This window comes from Streptococcus parasanguinis (genome assembly GCF_040908565.1).
Lineage (GTDB): Bacteria > Bacillota > Bacilli > Lactobacillales > Streptococcaceae > Streptococcus > Streptococcus parasanguinis_AC.
In genome coordinates this window covers 120,175-136,671 of the sequence record NZ_JBDGEA010000003.1, presented here as the reverse complement: position 1 = coordinate 136,671, position 16,497 = coordinate 120,175, and the positions used below count along the sequence as shown (strand labels likewise).

Annotated in this window: 16 protein-coding genes; 1 reads left to right on the top strand and 15 read right to left on the bottom strand. The window is 42.7% G+C overall.

What is annotated here, in order from left to right:
- From AB5Y61_RS02675 to AB5Y61_RS02615, 13 genes are all read right to left on the bottom strand, one after another.
- The coding region (locus AB5Y61_RS02675) for a site-2 protease family protein (protein ID WP_368403055.1) at positions 1–449 on the bottom strand (449 nt) is incomplete at its 3' end.
- 36 nt (positions 450–485) lie between these two features.
- The gene (locus AB5Y61_RS02670; RefSeq protein WP_368403053.1) at positions 486–1,289 is read right to left on the bottom strand and encodes a phosphatidate cytidylyltransferase; all 804 of its coding nucleotides are present in this window, start codon (positions 1,287–1,289) and stop codon (positions 486–488) included.
- 9 nt (positions 1,290–1,298) lie between these two features.
- A complete protein-coding gene (locus AB5Y61_RS02665; RefSeq protein ID WP_368403052.1) occupies positions 1,299–2,048 on the bottom strand; it encodes an isoprenyl transferase in 750 nt (249 codons plus the stop codon).
- Between the two features lie 153 nt (positions 2,049–2,201).
- The gene (gene yajC, locus AB5Y61_RS02660; RefSeq protein ID WP_368403050.1) at positions 2,202–2,528 is read right to left on the bottom strand and encodes a preprotein translocase subunit YajC; all 327 of its coding nucleotides are present in this window, start codon (positions 2,526–2,528) and stop codon (positions 2,202–2,204) included.
- Between the two features lie 155 nt (positions 2,529–2,683).
- Entirely contained in the window at positions 2,684–2,929 is a 246-nt protein-coding gene (locus tag AB5Y61_RS02655; protein ID WP_003009969.1) for a hypothetical protein, read from the bottom strand.
- A 225-nt stretch (positions 2,930–3,154) separates the two neighbouring features.
- Positions 3,155–5,284: an AAA family ATPase gene (locus AB5Y61_RS02650; RefSeq protein WP_368403049.1), complete on the bottom strand. Its 2,130-nt coding sequence runs from the start codon at positions 5,282–5,284 to the stop codon at positions 3,155–3,157.
- A 618-nt stretch (positions 5,285–5,902) separates the two neighbouring features.
- Positions 5,903–6,667 carry an amino acid ABC transporter ATP-binding protein gene (locus AB5Y61_RS02645; RefSeq protein ID WP_368403047.1) on the bottom strand — a complete coding sequence of 255 codons (765 nt, stop codon included), beginning with the start codon at positions 6,665–6,667 and terminating at the stop codon, positions 5,903–5,905.
- Between the two features lie 19 nt (positions 6,668–6,686).
- Positions 6,687–7,373 (bottom strand): amino acid ABC transporter permease, encoded by a 687-nt coding sequence (locus AB5Y61_RS02640; RefSeq protein ID WP_003004305.1) that lies wholly within the window; start codon positions 7,371–7,373, stop codon positions 6,687–6,689.
- 3 nt (positions 7,374–7,376) lie between these two features.
- Entirely contained in the window at positions 7,377–8,069 is a 693-nt protein-coding gene (locus AB5Y61_RS02635) for an amino acid ABC transporter permease (protein WP_368403045.1), read from the bottom strand.
- Positions 8,070–8,135: 66 nt separating this feature from the next.
- Entirely contained in the window at positions 8,136–9,014 is an 879-nt protein-coding gene (locus tag AB5Y61_RS02630) for a transporter substrate-binding domain-containing protein (RefSeq protein WP_368403043.1), read from the bottom strand.
- A gap of 27 nt (positions 9,015–9,041) precedes the next feature.
- Entirely contained in the window at positions 9,042–10,043 is a 1,002-nt protein-coding gene (locus AB5Y61_RS02625) for a uroporphyrinogen decarboxylase family protein (RefSeq protein WP_368403042.1), read from the bottom strand.
- Between the two features lie 99 nt (positions 10,044–10,142).
- Positions 10,143–10,343: a hypothetical protein gene (locus tag AB5Y61_RS02620; RefSeq protein ID WP_003009954.1), complete on the bottom strand. Its 201-nt coding sequence runs from the start codon at positions 10,341–10,343 to the stop codon at positions 10,143–10,145.
- Positions 10,344–10,360: 17 nt separating this feature from the next.
- Positions 10,361–11,362, bottom strand: coding sequence for a uroporphyrinogen decarboxylase family protein (locus AB5Y61_RS02615; protein WP_439145106.1), 1,002 nt, complete (start codon positions 11,360–11,362; stop codon positions 10,361–10,363).
- Between the two features lie 436 nt (positions 11,363–11,798).
- On the opposite strand from AB5Y61_RS02615, the gene AB5Y61_RS02610 reads away from it, so the two are divergent.
- Complete coding sequence (locus tag AB5Y61_RS02610; RefSeq protein WP_070448942.1) at positions 11,799–12,656, top strand: 5'-nucleotidase, lipoprotein e(P4) family; 858 nt, start codon at positions 11,799–11,801, stop codon at positions 12,654–12,656.
- Between the two features lie 58 nt (positions 12,657–12,714).
- Here AB5Y61_RS02610 and glmS read toward each other — a convergent pair whose 3' ends face one another.
- Positions 12,715–14,523, bottom strand: coding sequence for a glutamine--fructose-6-phosphate transaminase (isomerizing) (gene glmS, locus AB5Y61_RS02605; RefSeq protein WP_368403038.1), 1,809 nt, complete (start codon positions 14,521–14,523; stop codon positions 12,715–12,717).
- 347 nt (positions 14,524–14,870) lie between these two features.
- Positions 14,871–16,256 carry a glycoside hydrolase family 1 protein gene (locus tag AB5Y61_RS02600; protein WP_368403036.1) on the bottom strand — a complete coding sequence of 462 codons (1,386 nt, stop codon included), beginning with the start codon at positions 16,254–16,256 and terminating at the stop codon, positions 14,871–14,873.
- Positions 16,257–16,497 lie beyond the last annotated feature (241 nt).

The following is a 16,497-nucleotide window of genomic DNA, read 5'->3' as shown; positions in this document are numbered from 1 at the left end:
ACTTCTGTCCCATCTTCCTCAACAATAGTCGCATCATGATCGACACTATAGGTCTTTGTCTCATCGAGAACCAAGCCTGTAATTTCCAGTTTGTCTTCAAAGTCAAACTGGGTGACATTCATGGGAAGGGCTGTCTGATCCAGATTCTTTCCTGAAAGATTGATCCGGACGACCTTACCAGCCTCATTTAGCGTCAAGCTGACAGGCGTTCCAGTTTTAATTTCCGTGGTATCCTCACCCCAGCCAGCCATACGCACATAGCCACCTAAAGGCAGGATCCGAATGGTATAAGCTGTCCCATCCTGACCAATATGGGCAAAGATTTTTGGTCCCATCCCGATCGAGAATTCTCGCACTAGGATGCCCGATTTTTTTGCAAAATAGAAATGACCAAACTCGTGAACGAGAACGATCACTCCAAAAATAACTATAAAGGCAATAAACTGCATCGTTCTATACGTGGTTTCCTTTCTATCTCTTCTGTCTTAGAACAAGCCCAAGAAATGCATCAAGGGAAAGACAAAAATCAAACTATCAAAACGGTCTAGAACACCACCATGTCCTGGAATAAATTTCCCAGAATCCTTGACACCAAAGTGGCGTTTGATTGCACTCTCTACCAGGTCTCCAAACTGACCTGCAATACTAAAGAGGATGGTAAAGAAGATCATAGCTAGAAAACCATGTCCACCTGCCACCGAGCGATCCACGATCATATAGATCACAGTTACCGCAACTGCAGACAAGATTCCCCCAAGACTTCCTTCAATCGTTTTATTAGGAGAAACCGCAGGCATGAGCTTACGTTTCCCAAAGCGACTTCCTACTAAATAGGCACCTGAATCTGTCGCCCAGACAATAAAGAGTGCCAATAAGACCTTATCAATACCAGCAATTCGCGCATCCACTAATGAATGGAAACCAAGTCCAACATAAAAGCTAGATGCGATGGGGTAAACTACATCCTCATAATTGTAATTCTGAGCAAGAACAGTTGTTCCCATGAGAATCAAGACAACCAAGCCATAGGCAATCATATTACCGTCTGCTGGAAGGTAAGGGAGGTAGTTTTCGATCGGTAAGGTTAAAACAAAGGCCGCTAACATGGCTAGCGCTCCTTCAAAAGTCGCTGTCTCAAGCCCCTTCATCTTGAGCAATTCATGAACACCAAGCATGGCGATCAAGCCAATTACAATCTGGAAGAACACCCCTCCAACCATCACTGTTGGAATGAAAAAGAGTAGGGCAATTCCTCCAAAAATCACACGTTTTTGTAAATCTTTCGTCATCATCTTCTCCTAAACACCGCCAAATCTCCGGTGGCGATGGCTATATTCTACTATGGCACTTCGTAGTGCTTCTTCACCAAAATCCGGCCACATCACATCTGTGAAATACAACTCACTATAGGCCGCCTGCCAAGGAAGAAAATTGCTCAAACGGATCTCTCCGCTAGTACGGATAATTAGATCCGGATCCCTTAAATCTTGAGGCAAACTTTCTGTATAGAGGTAATCTGCGATCATCTCTTCTGTGACATCTTCGGGGATAACCTTCGCATCCAAGACCGCTTGCGCGATCTGCTTCACAGCTTGAGTGATCTCTGCACGTCCCCCATAGTTGAGCGCGAAATTCAGAATCAGGCCGGTATTGAGCTGGGTCATCTCTTCTGCTCGTTCCAAAGCCTCTAGTGTTTCTTTTGGTAATTTCTTGGTATCACCGATCATTTGAATCTTGACATTGTTACGATGCAACTCGGGGACGAAGCGGTCATAAAACTCAACTGGCAAATGCATGATAAACTTGACTTCATCTTCAGGTCGTGTCCAGTTTTCCGTCGAAAAGGCATAGACCGTCAAGACCTGAACTCCCATATTTTTTGCTGCAATCGTCACTTCTTGGAGAGCTTCCATCCCTGCCTTATGACCAAAGACGCGCGGTTGCATCCGCTTTTTCGCCCAACGACCATTGCCATCCATAATAATGCCAATATGTTTCGGGACTTCTAAAGGGATCTCGATTTTTTCTTTCTTCTTAAAACGAAACATGTTTTTCTACCTATTTCAATATTTATCGCTTCATTATACCATAAATCCCCATAAAATAGGGACACTGGCCTCTATTTTGAACGAGCAGGGCTTCCCTTGACCCCTCTACCACTTTCCCCACTAAAAAAGAGGCCTTCGCCTCTTCATTGATGATTATTCTTCGATAGCTGAATCGACTTCTGAGCTAGCACCTTCAGTAGCAGTAGCTGAGATGCCTTCTGATACAGGAAGAACTGTTTTGATGGCACCCAATTCAAAGGTTAGGTAGACACCATCAACATCCAAGACAACGGTCTTGCGATCTGTATCGACTTCATCGATGGTTCCGTACAAGCCACCAATCGTGATAACTTCATTTCCTTTTTGAAGTTTGTTCAAACTTTCCATCCGTTTTTGGTACTGTTTCTTTTGGCTACGGCTGGTGAAGTACATTAAACCGACCATAAGAACAAGCATAATTAGAAAACTTGCGCCTTGCATATGTTTCTCCTTTAATTTTCATATATGCTATACTATATCAAATTTCACCTATCTTTTCAAGTTTCTCCATCCTTTTCAAGCAAAATCAGACCCCCGTCCCAGCAGGAAATTTCATTTCGCTGAAAAAGAAAAAACCACGAAAAGTGGGCCACAGACTAGTCAATCGTAATGCCATACTTTTCATGATTCTCATCATACCAATCAATCAAGGCCAAAGCCGTTTGATAGGTAATATTTTTGATTTTACTCGTTCCCTTGGTCAAAGTCGCTAGGCTCATTTTGCTGATGTTTGTTTCAGTTGCGACACGATAGCTCGTCAAGCGACCATCAACCATCAGTTGAACAACGGCTTCTACCTTTCTATATTCGGGAGTTGAGTAGATATCAATTGTATTGCTCATCTTACTTCCATTCCTCATATTTTTTTCTTGTATAGATTATATACTTATTTTCTTTATTTATTAATAATTTTGCTCAAATTTCATAATTTTCACTAATTATTGATGTTTTTTTAGCCCAAACAAAGGAATTTTCGCCTTATACGGCGAATTATTTCCCCTGGGTGGGAAGAAAAAATAAAGACCGCTATATTATAGCAGCCCCTATTTTTCACAAACTAATTCGCTTTAGTCTGCTTGTTTATCAGTGTTTTCTTCCTTCTTTGTGTCTTTTTCTCTGATCACAAGTACACCTTCTTCCATGTCGGCTTCGAGATGTTTAGCATCAAGGTTATCCAAGTGGAAGTCTGTCACTTTGTCACGGATTTGTTGTTCAACTACCCGACGGAGTGGACGAACACCCATGACTTCATCGTAACCTTCTTCAGTCATATATTCTTTGGCTGCATCGCTCACTGCCAAGTCGATTTCTTTCTTAGAAAGGGTCTTATTGACATCAATCAACATCAAATCCACAATCTTAGAAAGGTCTTCCTTGCTCAAGTGTGAGAATTCAATGACAGCGTTGAAACGGTTCAAGAATTCTGGACGGAAGTAAGGTTTCAAACGATCCATGAGTTCTGGTTTATCCGCATCTTCTGTCAAGTTAGCTTCGTAGCCAAAGCCAGCATTTGAAGTAGCGATAATTACGGTATTCTTGAAGTTAACCGTATTCCCTTGACCGTCTGTCAAACGACCATCATCCAAGACTTGAAGGAGAAGGGTGATCACTTGAGGATCCGCCTTTTCAATTTCGTCGAGAAGGACGATTGAGTATGGGTTACGGCGAACACGTTCTGTCAAGGTATTGCTATTGTCATCATAACCAACATAACCAGCTGTTGTACCAATCAATTTAGAAACGGCTGTACGGTCACTGTATTCTGACATGTCCAAACGGATGATGGCATCTTTGGTTCCGAACATATCAAGAGCCAATTGTTTAGCCAATTCCGTCTTACCGACACCAGTAGGTCCTACAAAGAGGAAGCTTCCGATTGGGCGGTTCCCTTCGTCAAATCCTGCACGGTTCCGACGGATAGCACGTGCTACTGCTTCAACGGCTTTATCTTGACCGATAACCTTAGTTTGCAAACGGTGACCCATATCTTTCAAACGTTCGATATCAGTTGCACCCATTTGAGAAACTGGAATACCCGTCATCCGTTCTACAGATTCAGCCACATCGTTAATTGTTGCTGTTACTTTATGATCTTCCGTATGGTTAGCAATTTGCTTTTCAAGTTCTTCGATACGAACTTTTGCTTTCAAAGCTGCTTCGTAATCTTCTTTCGCCGCAGCTTCTTCTTGTTTGGTTTTTTCTTCTTCAATTTCATGTTCCACAGCATGAACATCCGTTACTGGATGTTGGGCTGCCAAGTGAGCAGCTGTTACATCGACCAAGTCAATGGCCTTATCAGGCAAGCTACGTTGTGGAATGTATTGGATCGAATAATCAACCGCTGCTTTCAAAACTTCATCTGGCAAGATGACATTGTGGTGTTTTTCATAAAGATCACGGATTCCTTGAAGAATCTTGAAAGTATCTTCAGCTGATGGAGCATTGACTTTCACTTCGTTGAAACGACGAGCAAGAGCCGCATTCTTCAAGATGGTGTTACGGTATTCATCTTGAGTAGTTGCCCCAATGACTGTCAATTCCCCACGTGAAAGAGCAGGTTTGATGATATCCGCAAGTCCTTTAGATCCTTGACCATCACCTGTGCTACCTGCACCAAGGATTTGATGAATTTCATCAAAGAAGAGAATGATATTTCCCATGGCTTTGACTTCTTGGATCAGATTTTGGATATTTTCTTCAAAGCTACCACGGTATTGCGTACCAGCTTCTAGACCAGAAATATCGATGGAGATGATTTCTTTGTTCTTGATGGCTGCTGGAACATCCCCGTTCACAATAGCTTGTGCCAAACCTTCTACAACAGCTGTCTTACCAACACCCGCATCCCCTACAAGGACAGGGTTGTTCTTAGTACGACGAGACAAGATTTCAGCCGTTTCTTGAATTTCTTTATTGCGTCCGATAACCGGATCCAATTTTCCTTCACGTGCTTCTTCGGTCAAGTTGCGACCAAGTTTTGCAAGGATCCCATCTTGTTTCATTCCTTTACCTTGATGGTGTTGCGCTTGCTCACTTCCTTCATTTGGAAGTTGACCCGTTTGACGGTAAATAGCGAATTCTTCAGGTGTTACTTCACGACCATTGATCATGTAGCGACGGCTTTCAGAACGAAAACCACCCATGTTTCCCATTAGTTGATTGAAAAGATCATCCATATTGTTAAAGTTGTTATTCATATTGTATACCTCTATTTTACATAATTTTAATTCATTCTTGAAAATTAGCAGACCAATTGGCTGCTGTTCGATTGTTTACATAATTTTACTTCATTTATTTAATAATAGCCCTACAGGCTAACAGTTTCTATTTTCCCTTTTATCAATTAGTTGTCTTAATTCTGGAAATAGCATCTCACCATCTCCTTTCCACTATTGATCCTGTAAACTCTTGAGATTTTCCGACCTCTTTTTGTTTACATAAATTATTATAAAACAGGATGATTTTTTTGTCAACACTTTTTACATAATTTTTTTAAAAAATTTCCAAGCTAAAAAAACTGGAGGTTAGAATGTAGACAAACTGTATTATATCCAGCAACCTAAGTGATGCTGAAAAAAATAAAATAATAAACACTGAGCTCGTTAAGCTTATTCAAACATACACTGAAACTTTCTGCCGTGAGAAAAGTGCTAGAAACACTGTTGTTTCTAGCACTCGGGAGTTTTGAGACCTCAGGCTCAAAACTAAGTCATGGAACTTCTTCGAAGTTCGCTGACGTCCGTACTCACCTAAAGAAAGTTTCTAAGATGACTTTGTCTTTAATTTGCTACACCCTTCCCAGGGTGTGTCTCTTGTTAAATCATGTATTCGACGCTATAAGTAGCATCAGATAAAATCCGTGAAAGGAATTGTTTGGTTCGTTCTTCTTTTGGACTGTTGAAGAATTCATGGGGTTCGTTTTCTTCGATGATGTGTCCGCCATCCATAAAGATGACGTGGTTGGCCACATCACGCGCAAAGCCCATCTCATGGGTTACGACAACCATGGTCACTCCTTCTTGGGCCAATTGCTTCATAACAGCTAGTACATCCCCGACCAACTCTGGGTCTAGCGCTGAAGTCGGCTCGTCCAGCAAGATCACGTCTGGTTTCACTGCAATGGCACGTGCGATTCCGATCCGTTGCTGCTGACCCCCTGACAATTGAGAAGGATAGTAATCCTTGTAAGCAAGGAGACCGACCTTTTCAAGGGCGGATTCTGCCCGTTGAAGAGCTTCTTCTTTTGGAATCTTGCGGGCTACAATCAGGCCTTCTAAGATATTTTCAAGAGCTGTTTTGTTAGCGAAGAGATTGTAATGCTGGAAGACAAAGGCTGTCTTTTGGCGAATTTCTAAAATTTCCTTTTTGCTGAGTTTTGAGAGGTCATATTCTTTACCACCTAGGGTTAAGTGGCCGGTATCTGCCTTTTCTAAGTGATTGAGGCAGCGAAGGAAGGTTGTTTTTCCTGATCCAGATGGGCCCAAAATGACGACAACGTCCCCTTGGTTGACCTTGAGATTAACATCTACTAAGACTTGGTGGTCCTTAAATTTTTTCGATACGTGTTCTACTTCTAACATCTTCTCATTTCTCCTTCTTCTAAGCGAGTGTCAGGCGTTTTTCTAAGAGATTGAATCCCCACTGAATCACCCCACAAATGACAATATAAAGAATAAAAATCACGAGATAGGATTCAAAATATTGATAACCATAAGAGGCTTCGACCTTGGCAATGGCGGTGATATCCTTGATCGTCATGACAAAGACAAGGGAAGTTCCTTTGACCAAGTTGATGACCAGGTTACACAAATTTGGAAGGGCTGAACGCAGGGCTTGTGGAAAAACAATGCGGATATAGGCTTGGCGATTGGTCAAACCGATGGCTTGCGCTGCTTCAAGCTGGCCCTTATCCACCGTCAGAATAGCTGACCGTAAAATTTCAGCCAGACTTCCTGTTGTCATCAAGCTAAAGATGATAAAGGCATAGTAAATGGGATTGATCTCAAAGACATTAAAGTGACTGCCAATACTCTTAAAAAAGCTATTTAAGAGGCTGGGAAAGAGACTATAAAAGAAGAGAATCAAGAGAATCGGAGGAGTCGCGCGAATAAAGGCTAAGTAAACCACTGAGAAACTGCGAACCCCTTTGACCTTGTAGATCTGACCGAGCGCTAAAAAGAGGGCTGGAAAAAAACTCAAGAGGATGGATACGACCATGATCAGAAGGGTCACTGGAACACCACCCAAGGTGGCTAGAAATGTTTTACTAATAAAATTGAAATCCATAAGCTACCTTTCTGTTACGCTGAGTCGTTTCTCAAGGAGTTGAGCTGAGAAGGAGATCACAAGGGCAATGCCCCAGTAAATCACTGCTACGGCTGTATAAGTCTCGAGGGAATAATTCCCAAGATTGCGGCTGATCAAGTTATTTCCTGCTCCCATGATATCGATAAAGCCAATAGTATAGGCCAAAGCGGCGTCGCGCATGAGGTTCAAGATGGCAGTCGTCATATTTGGAAGAGCCACGCGAAAGGCTTGGGGAAAGACAATCCGCCAAATGGTTTGAGCTGGCGTCAAGCCAATACTCAAGCCTGCTTCCATCTGCCCTTTTGGAATGGCCAAATAAGCGGCTTTGAAGACCTCAGAGATCATAGCTGCAAAGAGAAGAAACATGGCCACAAGAACAAAGACAAACTTGGACCAGTGATCAATGTCAATACCCAACCACCAGTTCAAAAATTGGGGGAGCCCATAAAAGACCAAGAAGAGCAAGACAATCGGAGGGGTACAACGCAAAGTAAAGACATAGCCTTTTGCCAGACCTGCTCCTACCTTCTCTTCTGATACTTGTGCCCAAGTCAAAACCAAGCCAAATGCAGAACCGAGAAGCGTCGTTAACACCATCAAAGCTAGGGTCGCTGGTAGAGCTTGGACCAAGGTTGGAAGAAATGACCAGACCTTGGAAATGTCGTATGAGACCATGTTTCTTTTCCTTTCTGTATCCGGATAGAAATAAGGAAGCTGGGGCAATACGCACCCAGTTCCATCTTATTTCTCTTTATCTACATAACTGAAGACATCTTCACCGAAATATTTTTTCGACAATTTAGCAAGTGTGCCATCTTTTTCTAATTCTTTGATAGCCTTGCTGTAAGCTTCTGCAAATTTTTCGTTTTTCTTATCCTTATGGATCAATGGATAAGTTGGAATTCCTTTGTAGGCAAACCAGCTAAGTTTGTCTGCATATTGGTGGTAAGAACCATCTTTATCTGTGACAGCTTTTTCAAAGGAAAGTTTGATGTCAAAGAAGGCATCGTAACGTCCTTCAAGCACCCAAGCATAAGCATCTGCGACTTTGAAAGATTCGGCAGCTGTTAATTCGATTTGTTGGTCCTTATGCTTTTCATTGTATTCTTTAATAACATTCCATTGCGCATTTTGTGGTGAAATTGGAACCAATTTTCCTTTTTCTTTCGCAAAGTCATCGATATTCTTGTATTTATCCGCATCTTCTTTTCGTACGGTAAATCCGATGATACTTGCTCCGATTGGTTCTTTTGGAATGATAAATTTCTTGGCGCGTTCTTCGGTATACCAAGCTCCTTTGGTTCCGATATCATACTTACCAGATTCTAGACCGATCAAAAGGTCGTCATCACTTGTTCCAGTGTACTCAAACTTGTAGTCTGGAAGTTTTTCGTCAATGGCTTTGAGAACGGCTACTTCATAACCATCTGATTCTCCTTTTTCATCGACGAAATCGTAAGGTACATAGTTTTGCGTGTGGGCTACTTTCAAGGTTGTTACCTTGTTCGATCCCGTTGAGCCTTTGCTGTCGTTTGCATGGTTCAAGCTCCGTCCAAGAATGGTTGCACCTGCAAGGGCAAGAACGGCCACTCCACCAATAATCCATGTTTTTTTACTCATACTTTGTTCTCCCTCTTTCTATTTTCCTTATTCTGCTGCAGCTTCACGAACCCATTCGATTCGTTCTTCATCAATGTCACTTGGAATGGTACAATCGGCACCGATGACCAAACCTGTCGTTCCGGTTTCTGCGATGATACGTTTGGTTTCTGCTTGGATCGCAGCCTTGTCTCCTGTGTAGAGAAGACCATTTTTACCATTTTCAAAACCACCAAGAACCGTGCGTCCACCGAAGATTTCGCGTCCTTCTGCTAGGCTGATCCCTTCTGGTCCAACTGCCCAGTTAATGACTTGAGCTGGGTAGTCTGTGAAGAGGTGGATATCATTGCGAGCTCCTTCGTAGCCACAGATATGAAGAATGTTTACGCCACCGGCTTCCTTAGCTGTCTCTAAGACATGGAGTTCACTCGGTGCAATGACTTGTTTATAAACTTCCTGACTGACACGTGCATCTTGGATACTTTGAACACTGAGGTAGATCCCGTCTGCTCCTGCTTCTTTGATGATTCGTTGGCTCAGACTTGCAATATCTTGACCAATCGTATCCAATACTTTTTTAAGGGTTGCAGCATCTTGATCGATGAAGTTTGCGATTAAGTCATCTCCTCCTGAAACTTCTCCGACCAACCATTTAAAGTAAGTTACTGGAGCAAAGATATTGTAGATAGCCACAATGTCCTCTTCAAAACCGGCACGGATTTTTTTTACAAGCTCTACCTGCTCTGTGATCCATGGATGATCTGCTCCAAGTGGTTCAATCCCTACTAAGTCAGAGATATTTTCAAGGCCTTTGTGAATGGCTGGATTTGGATAAGCAAAGTAACCATCACTCATGAGTTTGACAAAGTCTGGTTTGACCTTGTGAAGGAAGTTTTGATGGCCCTTCAGATTTTTTTCAATGATTTCAGGATTGGAAAATCCTTTCAACCATTCTTCTTCTGTTGTAAAATGATGCCAAAATCCAACTGGCACACGATCAACCGCTTCTCCCTTAAAAGCTTTTAACACTAATTCTCTTTTTGCTGACATGTTCTGACCTCGTTCTATTCTTTTCTTGTTTGTTATCTTAACACTTCAATTATTCTTTGACTAATATATATTTTTTATCAAGCTCTTCATCTTTTTTTATCACTGATCTTCGAGAAGAAGGATTCCTGCTAGATCAGACGGGCGAAGGAGGGAGAGACTATGGGCTGGAATTTTCTCCAGTCTTGCCATATCTGGATCTTTTTTGGCTTTCCCCTGACTACTTGCAAGAGCAGCTTTACTAAGCCCTAAAAGCAAAAACAAAACGGTTACCAGGATACACCATACATTGATCTTTTTCATCTCCCTCTCCTTTCTTCTTACAATACAGCTGCTTGACGTACCCAATCTAAGCGTTCCAATTGGAAATCATCTGGTACGGTACAGTCTGCTCCAAGGATCAAACCACGACTTCCCGCTTCTGCGACCAAGCGACGGGTTTCTTGCTCGATAGCTGCTCGTTCCCCTTGGTAGAGCAAGCCTTTCTTGCCATTGACAAAGCCACCTAGGACAGCACGATCCCCAAAGAGCTTGCGACCTGCTGCTAGGCTCAGGCCTTCATGATGGGTCGCCCAGTTAATGACTTGAGCTGGATAATCCTTGAAGAGTTCCACTTCATTGCTAGCCCCTTCAAAGCCACAGATATGAAGGATATTGATGCCCCCCGTTTCATTGACAGCTTCTAGTACAGCGATGTTACTAGGTTCAATGATCTTGCGGTATTCTTCCTCTGTCACGCGCTCATCTTGGACCTGCTGGGTGGAGAAGTAAATGCCTTCCACTCCTGCTTCTTGGATCAAGCGGCGACTAAGAATGGCGATATCTCCTGCGATGACATCAAGGACATGGGCCAAAGTTTCTGGATCTTCCTTGATAAAGTCTGCAATCACTTGGTCTCCACGGGATTGATCCGTACGGAACCAGCGTTTCAAATAAGAAATGGGCGAGAAGATATTGTAGAAAGAAGCAATCTCTTCATGGAAATGGGAACGAATCTCCTTGACCACTTCAATCTGTTTTTCAATCCAAGGATGATGCTCTCCAATTGGTTGAATGTCCTTTAATTCTTGGATCGATGTGATCTCTCTCGAATAAAGAGCACTCGGATAGCGGAAGAAGCCATCGCTCATAATCTTGACAAAATCAGGGGATATTTTTTCAACATAGTGTTGGTGTCCTTTGATACTCTTTTCAAGTACGGCTGGATTGTCTAGCCCCAATTCTTTTTCTTCTTGAGTCACATAATGGAGCCAAAATCCTACAGGGATTCGCTCTACTGCTTCGCCTCGAATGGCACGAAGCACCAATTCTTTTTTACTCATACTGTACATCCTCCTCAATATTTCTCCAACAGAAAGATTGACTGCTTTCCTTCTGGAATTTGTAACCATGATATCACCTCGAAAAGTAGCTGACTAATATATTTTCCCTATCAAGGCCTTAAAATTTCTTTATTAAGAAAGGCACTAAAAAAACGCAAGTCCTTGAAAATAGGGACTTGCGAGTATCTTTCTCGCTTGTTTCATTTCAGAAGAAAAGGGCTGCTTTGATGATTTCTTGATCTGGTTATAGCATAAAACTATACCCCTTCTTTTAAGCTGAAAAACGGCATCTATTGAGGTGAAAAAGCCCTTCATATCAACATTTCTTACTTCCTATTCATTTTACCATTCCCTGGATCCCCTTCCCCTCTTTCTTGTCATACAAGATTGAAAAGAGTATAATTTTTATAGAATTATTTTAAGGAGTGTACGGTTTATGAAAACAACAAAAACCACCTTTACCATCGTTTCTGCTCTTGCTTCTGTCATTTTACTGACAAGTTGTGGAAGCAACACCAACAAAACGCAAGAGACAAAAGCAAGCAGCACTAAAAATCAGGTGACGATGACCTATGATCAACAGCGCTCACAAGAAAATACCATGTCTGTTCTCTGGTACCAAAAGGCAGCAGAAACCAAGGCTTTGTATTTACAAGGCTACAATGTCGCTACTGACCGTTTGAAAGAGATCCTCCAAACGCCTTCTGATAAGCCATACTCAATCGTATTAGACTTGGATGAAACTGTTTTAGACAACAGCCCTTACCAAGTTCAAAACGTCAAAGATGGTACGGCCTTCAATCCTAAAGATTGGGATGTTTGGGTGAAAAAAGCAGCCGCAAAAGCAGTACCAGGTGCCAAAGATTTCCTTCAATATGCGGATCAAAACGGGGTTCAAATCTACTACATTTCTGACCGTACAACCTCTCAAGTAGATGATACCATCAAAAACCTTGAAAAAGAAGGCATTCCTGTTCAAGGACGTGACCACCTCATGTTCTTAGAAGATGGCGTCAAATCAAAAGAAGGTCGTCGCCAAGCTGTGCAAGAAAAGACCAATCTTGTCTTGCTCTTTGGGGACAACCTGGTTGACTTTGCAGACTTCTCTAAGACCTCTGAAGCTGATCGCGACAAGAAATTGGACGAATTGCAAAAAGAATTTGGTGAAAAATTCATCATCTTCCCAAATCCAATGTATGGATCATGGGAATCTGCTGTCTACCAAGGTAAAAAACTAGATGCCAAGGGACAAACAGAAGAACGCCTCAAAGCATTGCAAGGTTTTGACAAATAAAGCAAACATCCTCGCTAGGAAAAACCTAACGAGGATGTTTTTTTCTATAATAACAAATTTATTCAACTGTTACAGACTTAGCAAGGTTTCGTGGTTTGTCGATATCGAGTCCACGATGAAGGGTTGCAAAGTAGGCAATCAATTGAGTTGGCACCACCATTGAGATTGGAGAGAGGTAAGGGTGAACCGCTGTCAAGACCAAATCATCTGTCTCTTTAGCGACATTTTCTTCTGCAATGGTTAAAACATGAGCCCCACGTGCTGCCACTTCTTGGATATTTCCACGTGTATGGCTGGCTAGGACTGGATCAGACAAGAGAGCAATGACCGGTGTACCGTCTTCGATCAAAGCAATGGTACCGTGTTTCAACTCACCCGCTGCGAAACCTTCACATTGGATGTAAGAAATTTCTTTTAGTTTCAGACTGGCTTCCATGGCAACATAGTAATCTTGGCCACGTCCGATATAGAAAGCATTGCGGGTTGTTTCCAACAAGCCACGGACTTTTTCATCGATCACTTCTTTTTCTGAAAGAGTTGATTCGATCGATTGGGCAACGATAGACAATTCGTGCACCAAATCAAAGGCTTTGGCCTTTTCATTGTCATTGGCTTCTCCAACAGCTTTGGCAAGAAAGGCAAGGGCTGCGATTTGAGCCGTATAAGCCTTGGTGGAAGCGACCGCAATTTCAGGACCCGCATGGAGCAACATAGTCATGTCTGCTTCACGTGAAAGAGTAGATCCTGGAACATTGGTTACTGTCAAGCTTGGAATGCCCATTTCATTTGCTTTAACCAATACCTGACGACTATCCGCTGTTTCACCAGATTGGCTGATAAAGATGAAGAGTGGTTTCTTGCTGAGAAGTGGCATGCCGTAGCCCCACTCAGAGGAAATACCGAGTTCTACTGGGGTATCTGTCAATTCTTCCAACATCTTCTTAGAAGCAAATCCTGCGTGGTAAGAGGTCCCTGCCGCAAGGATGTAAATGCGGTCTGCTTCTTGAACCGCTTTGATGATAGCTGGTTCTACCACTACTTGACCTACCTCATCTGTGTAAGCTTGGATGAGTTTACGCATCACAGTTGGTTGCTCGTCGATTTCCTTGAGCATGTAGTATGGATAAGTTCCCTTACCGATATCTGATAAGTCAAGTTCAGCCGTGTAGCTAGCGCGCTCACGACGATTTCCATCGTAGTCTTGGACTTCAACGCTGTCTGCTTTGACGATGACCAACTCTTTGTCATGGATTTCCATATATTGGTTGGTCTCACGAATCATGGCCATGGCATCTGAGCAGACCATATTGTAACCATCCCCAAGACCAATCAAGAGTGGTGATTTATTTTTTGCCACATAGATGGTGCTTGGATCTTCTGCGTCCATCAAAGCAAAAGCATAGGCTCCTCGGATGATGTGGAGGGCTTTTTTGAAGGCTTCAAGCGTAGACAAGCCCTCTTCTTCAGCAAATTTTCCGATCAAGTGGGCCGCAATTTCTGTATCTGTTTGCCCCTTGAAATGGTGACCGGCTAGGTATTCTTCCTTGATTTCAAGGTAGTTTTCAATCACCCCATTGTGGACCAAAACAAAGCGACCTGTTTCAGAGCGGTGTGGGTGGGCATTGTCCTCAGTTGGTTTTCCATGAGTGGCCCAACGGGTATGTCCAATCCCAGCTGTCCCTTCGACACCTTCCGCCTTAGCTGACAATTCTGCAATACGGCCAACTGCCTTTACCAATTGGTTCTTGCCTTCACTAGCCAGAAAAACACCCGCAGAGTCATAGCCTCGGTATTCGAGTTTTTCAAGTCCTTGAATCAAAATATCAGTAGCATTTGTATTTCCTACAACACCAACGATTCCGCACATAGTCTTTACGATATAGCCTTGCTATACTTTCCCCTTTACTTAGTCAAACGACCCATGGTCGATTTCTCAGTTACTTTAAAATTGGTCTAGTCTAATTTGACCAAAAAGCAACCAGCGGAGTCAGTATACAATGCTTCTTCCAGTTTGTCAACTAGGAAATTCAAGAAAATTGGTCTAGTTAAGTTAGCGTTAAGATTGAAGTAAAAATCATCTTAAAAATTTTCTGCCGTGAAAAAAGTGCCTGAAACTGAATAGTTTAGACACTTTTCTCACTGTTGAATAACTCTAACGAATAAAATTTTTTATTTTTATAGAAGTTGATTGATTCTTATAAAAGAGCAGTTTGTCTACTTCTCAAACCCATTGGCTTGGCTTAGTTCTTTAAACCAATGGCCAGATTTTTTGAGGGTTCGTTTTTGACTTTCGAGGTCCAACTCAACTAAGCCATAGCGGTTCTTGTAGCCATTGAGCCATGACCAGCAGTCAATAAAGGTCCAGATCAAATAACCTTTACAGTTGGCACCATCTTGAATAGCCCGATGGAGCTCACGAAGATGGTCTTTGACAAAGTCAATCCGGTAGTCGTCATGGATCACTCCATCTTTGCGGAATTTTTCCTCTCCTTCAACCCCCATCCCATTTTCTGTCAGGATCCACTCGATATTGCCATAGTTTTCCTTAATATTTTGGGCAATGTCATACAAGCCTTGCTCATAGATTTCCCAACCACGGTGGGGATTGATCTTGCGCCCTGGCATAACGTAAGGTTCATAAAATTGTTCAAAGAGTAGGGGAGATACTGGATTTGGAGCATAACGAGGAGCCGCCACACGGAGTGGTTGATAATAGTTAACCCCTAGGTAATCCACCGTATTTTCCTCGATCAAGCGCAATTCAAAGGGATCATAATCCGGTAAGAGATCACGCTCCCGTAGGATCTCCACTAATTCTTGAGGATAATGGCCAAGAACAGATGGATCTAAGAAGGATTTGGCTTGAAAGAGCTCGGCAATGCGCGCAGCTTTCACATCTTCTGGATGCTGGCTCCGAGGATAGGCTGGTGTCAAATTGAGCACAATTCCGATACGGAAATTAGGATCCACCTCGTGACAGGCCTTCACTGCTAGAGAGCTTGCTAACTGGGTGTGGTAGGCTACTTTTACTGCTGCTACTGCATCTACCTTATGAGGAAAATGGGCATCATAAAAATAACCAAACTCCACAGGCACAATGGGTTCATTAAAGGTGATCCACTGATCGACCAGATCTCCATAGGTCTTGAAACAAAAACGCGTATATTCTTGGTAAGCATAGGCGGTTTCTTTATTTTCCCAACCATCCCCTTGCTCTTGAAGAGCCATCGGTAAATCAAAATGATAGAGGTTGACCAAGAGGTGAATCCCTTTTTCCTTTATCTTTTCAAAGACACGACGGTAGAAATCAACGCCTGCTTGATTGATCTCCCCTCGTCCTTCTGGGAAAATACGGGACCACTGAATAGAGGTCCGAAAGGCCGTGTGGCCAGTTTCTAACAAGAGGTCCAAATCTTCTTCCCAGTGTTCATAAAAAGTCGATGTTTTCTCTGGTCCTTGCCCTTGATAAAAGCGGTTGGGCTCGATCCTATACCAGTAATCCCAGAGATTGTCTCCCTTTCCATCCTGGGCGAAACGTCCTTCTGTTTGAGGCCCCGAGGTCGAACTCCCCCATAAAAAATCCTTTGGAAATTGATACATGTCCTAATCCTCCTCATTCTACTAGCTCTATTGTAGCGCATCCTCCTCCAAAACCTAGGCACAATTTACAGTCTTTCTTACGCAGATTAAAGAAAAGAGAGTGGGACAGAAATCGGTCATTCGTTAGAATTCGATTTCGTCGTCCCACCTCCGCACAGTTGAGTAGGACTGTAAAAGCTGACGAAATCAGCCTAGTAGAGCCCACTCAACCACTGCGTCTTGCTCGACAATCCAAAAACAA

Coding starts and splice junctions, on each gene's coding strand:
- AB5Y61_RS02670 (WP_368403053.1), bottom strand. CDS start 1,289: ATGACGAAAGATTTACAAAAACGTGTGATTTTTGGAGGAATTGCCCTA.
- AB5Y61_RS02665 (WP_368403052.1), bottom strand. CDS start 2,048: ATGTTTCGTTTTAAGAAGAAAGAAAAAATCGAGATCCCTTTAGAAGTC.
- yajC (WP_368403050.1), bottom strand. CDS start 2,528: ATGCAAGGCGCAAGTTTTCTAATTATGCTTGTTCTTATGGTCGGTTTA.
- AB5Y61_RS02655 (WP_003009969.1), bottom strand. CDS start 2,929: ATGAGCAATACAATTGATATCTACTCAACTCCCGAATATAGAAAGGTA.
- AB5Y61_RS02650 (WP_368403049.1), bottom strand. CDS start 5,284: ATGAATAACAACTTTAACAATATGGATGATCTTTTCAATCAACTAATG.
- AB5Y61_RS02645 (WP_368403047.1), bottom strand. CDS start 6,667: ATGTTAGAAGTAGAACACGTATCGAAAAAATTTAAGGACCACCAAGTC.
- AB5Y61_RS02640 (WP_003004305.1), bottom strand. CDS start 7,373: ATGGATTTCAATTTTATTAGTAAAACATTTCTAGCCACCTTGGGTGGT.
- AB5Y61_RS02635 (WP_368403045.1), bottom strand. CDS start 8,069: ATGGTCTCATACGACATTTCCAAGGTCTGGTCATTTCTTCCAACCTTG.
- AB5Y61_RS02630 (WP_368403043.1), bottom strand. CDS start 9,014: ATGAGTAAAAAAACATGGATTATTGGTGGAGTGGCCGTTCTTGCCCTT.
- AB5Y61_RS02625 (WP_368403042.1), bottom strand. CDS start 10,043: ATGTCAGCAAAAAGAGAATTAGTGTTAAAAGCTTTTAAGGGAGAAGCG.
- AB5Y61_RS02620 (WP_003009954.1), bottom strand. CDS start 10,343: ATGAAAAAGATCAATGTATGGTGTATCCTGGTAACCGTTTTGTTTTTG.
- AB5Y61_RS02615 (WP_439145106.1), bottom strand. CDS start 11,362: ATGAGTAAAAAAGAATTGGTGCTTCGTGCCATTCGAGGCGAAGCAGTA.
- AB5Y61_RS02610 (WP_070448942.1), top strand. CDS start 11,799: ATGAAAACAACAAAAACCACCTTTACCATCGTTTCTGCTCTTGCTTCT.
- glmS (WP_368403038.1), bottom strand. CDS start 14,523: ATGTGCGGAATCGTTGGTGTTGTAGGAAATACAAATGCTACTGATATT.
- AB5Y61_RS02600 (WP_368403036.1), bottom strand. CDS start 16,256: ATGTATCAATTTCCAAAGGATTTTTTATGGGGGAGTTCGACCTCGGGG.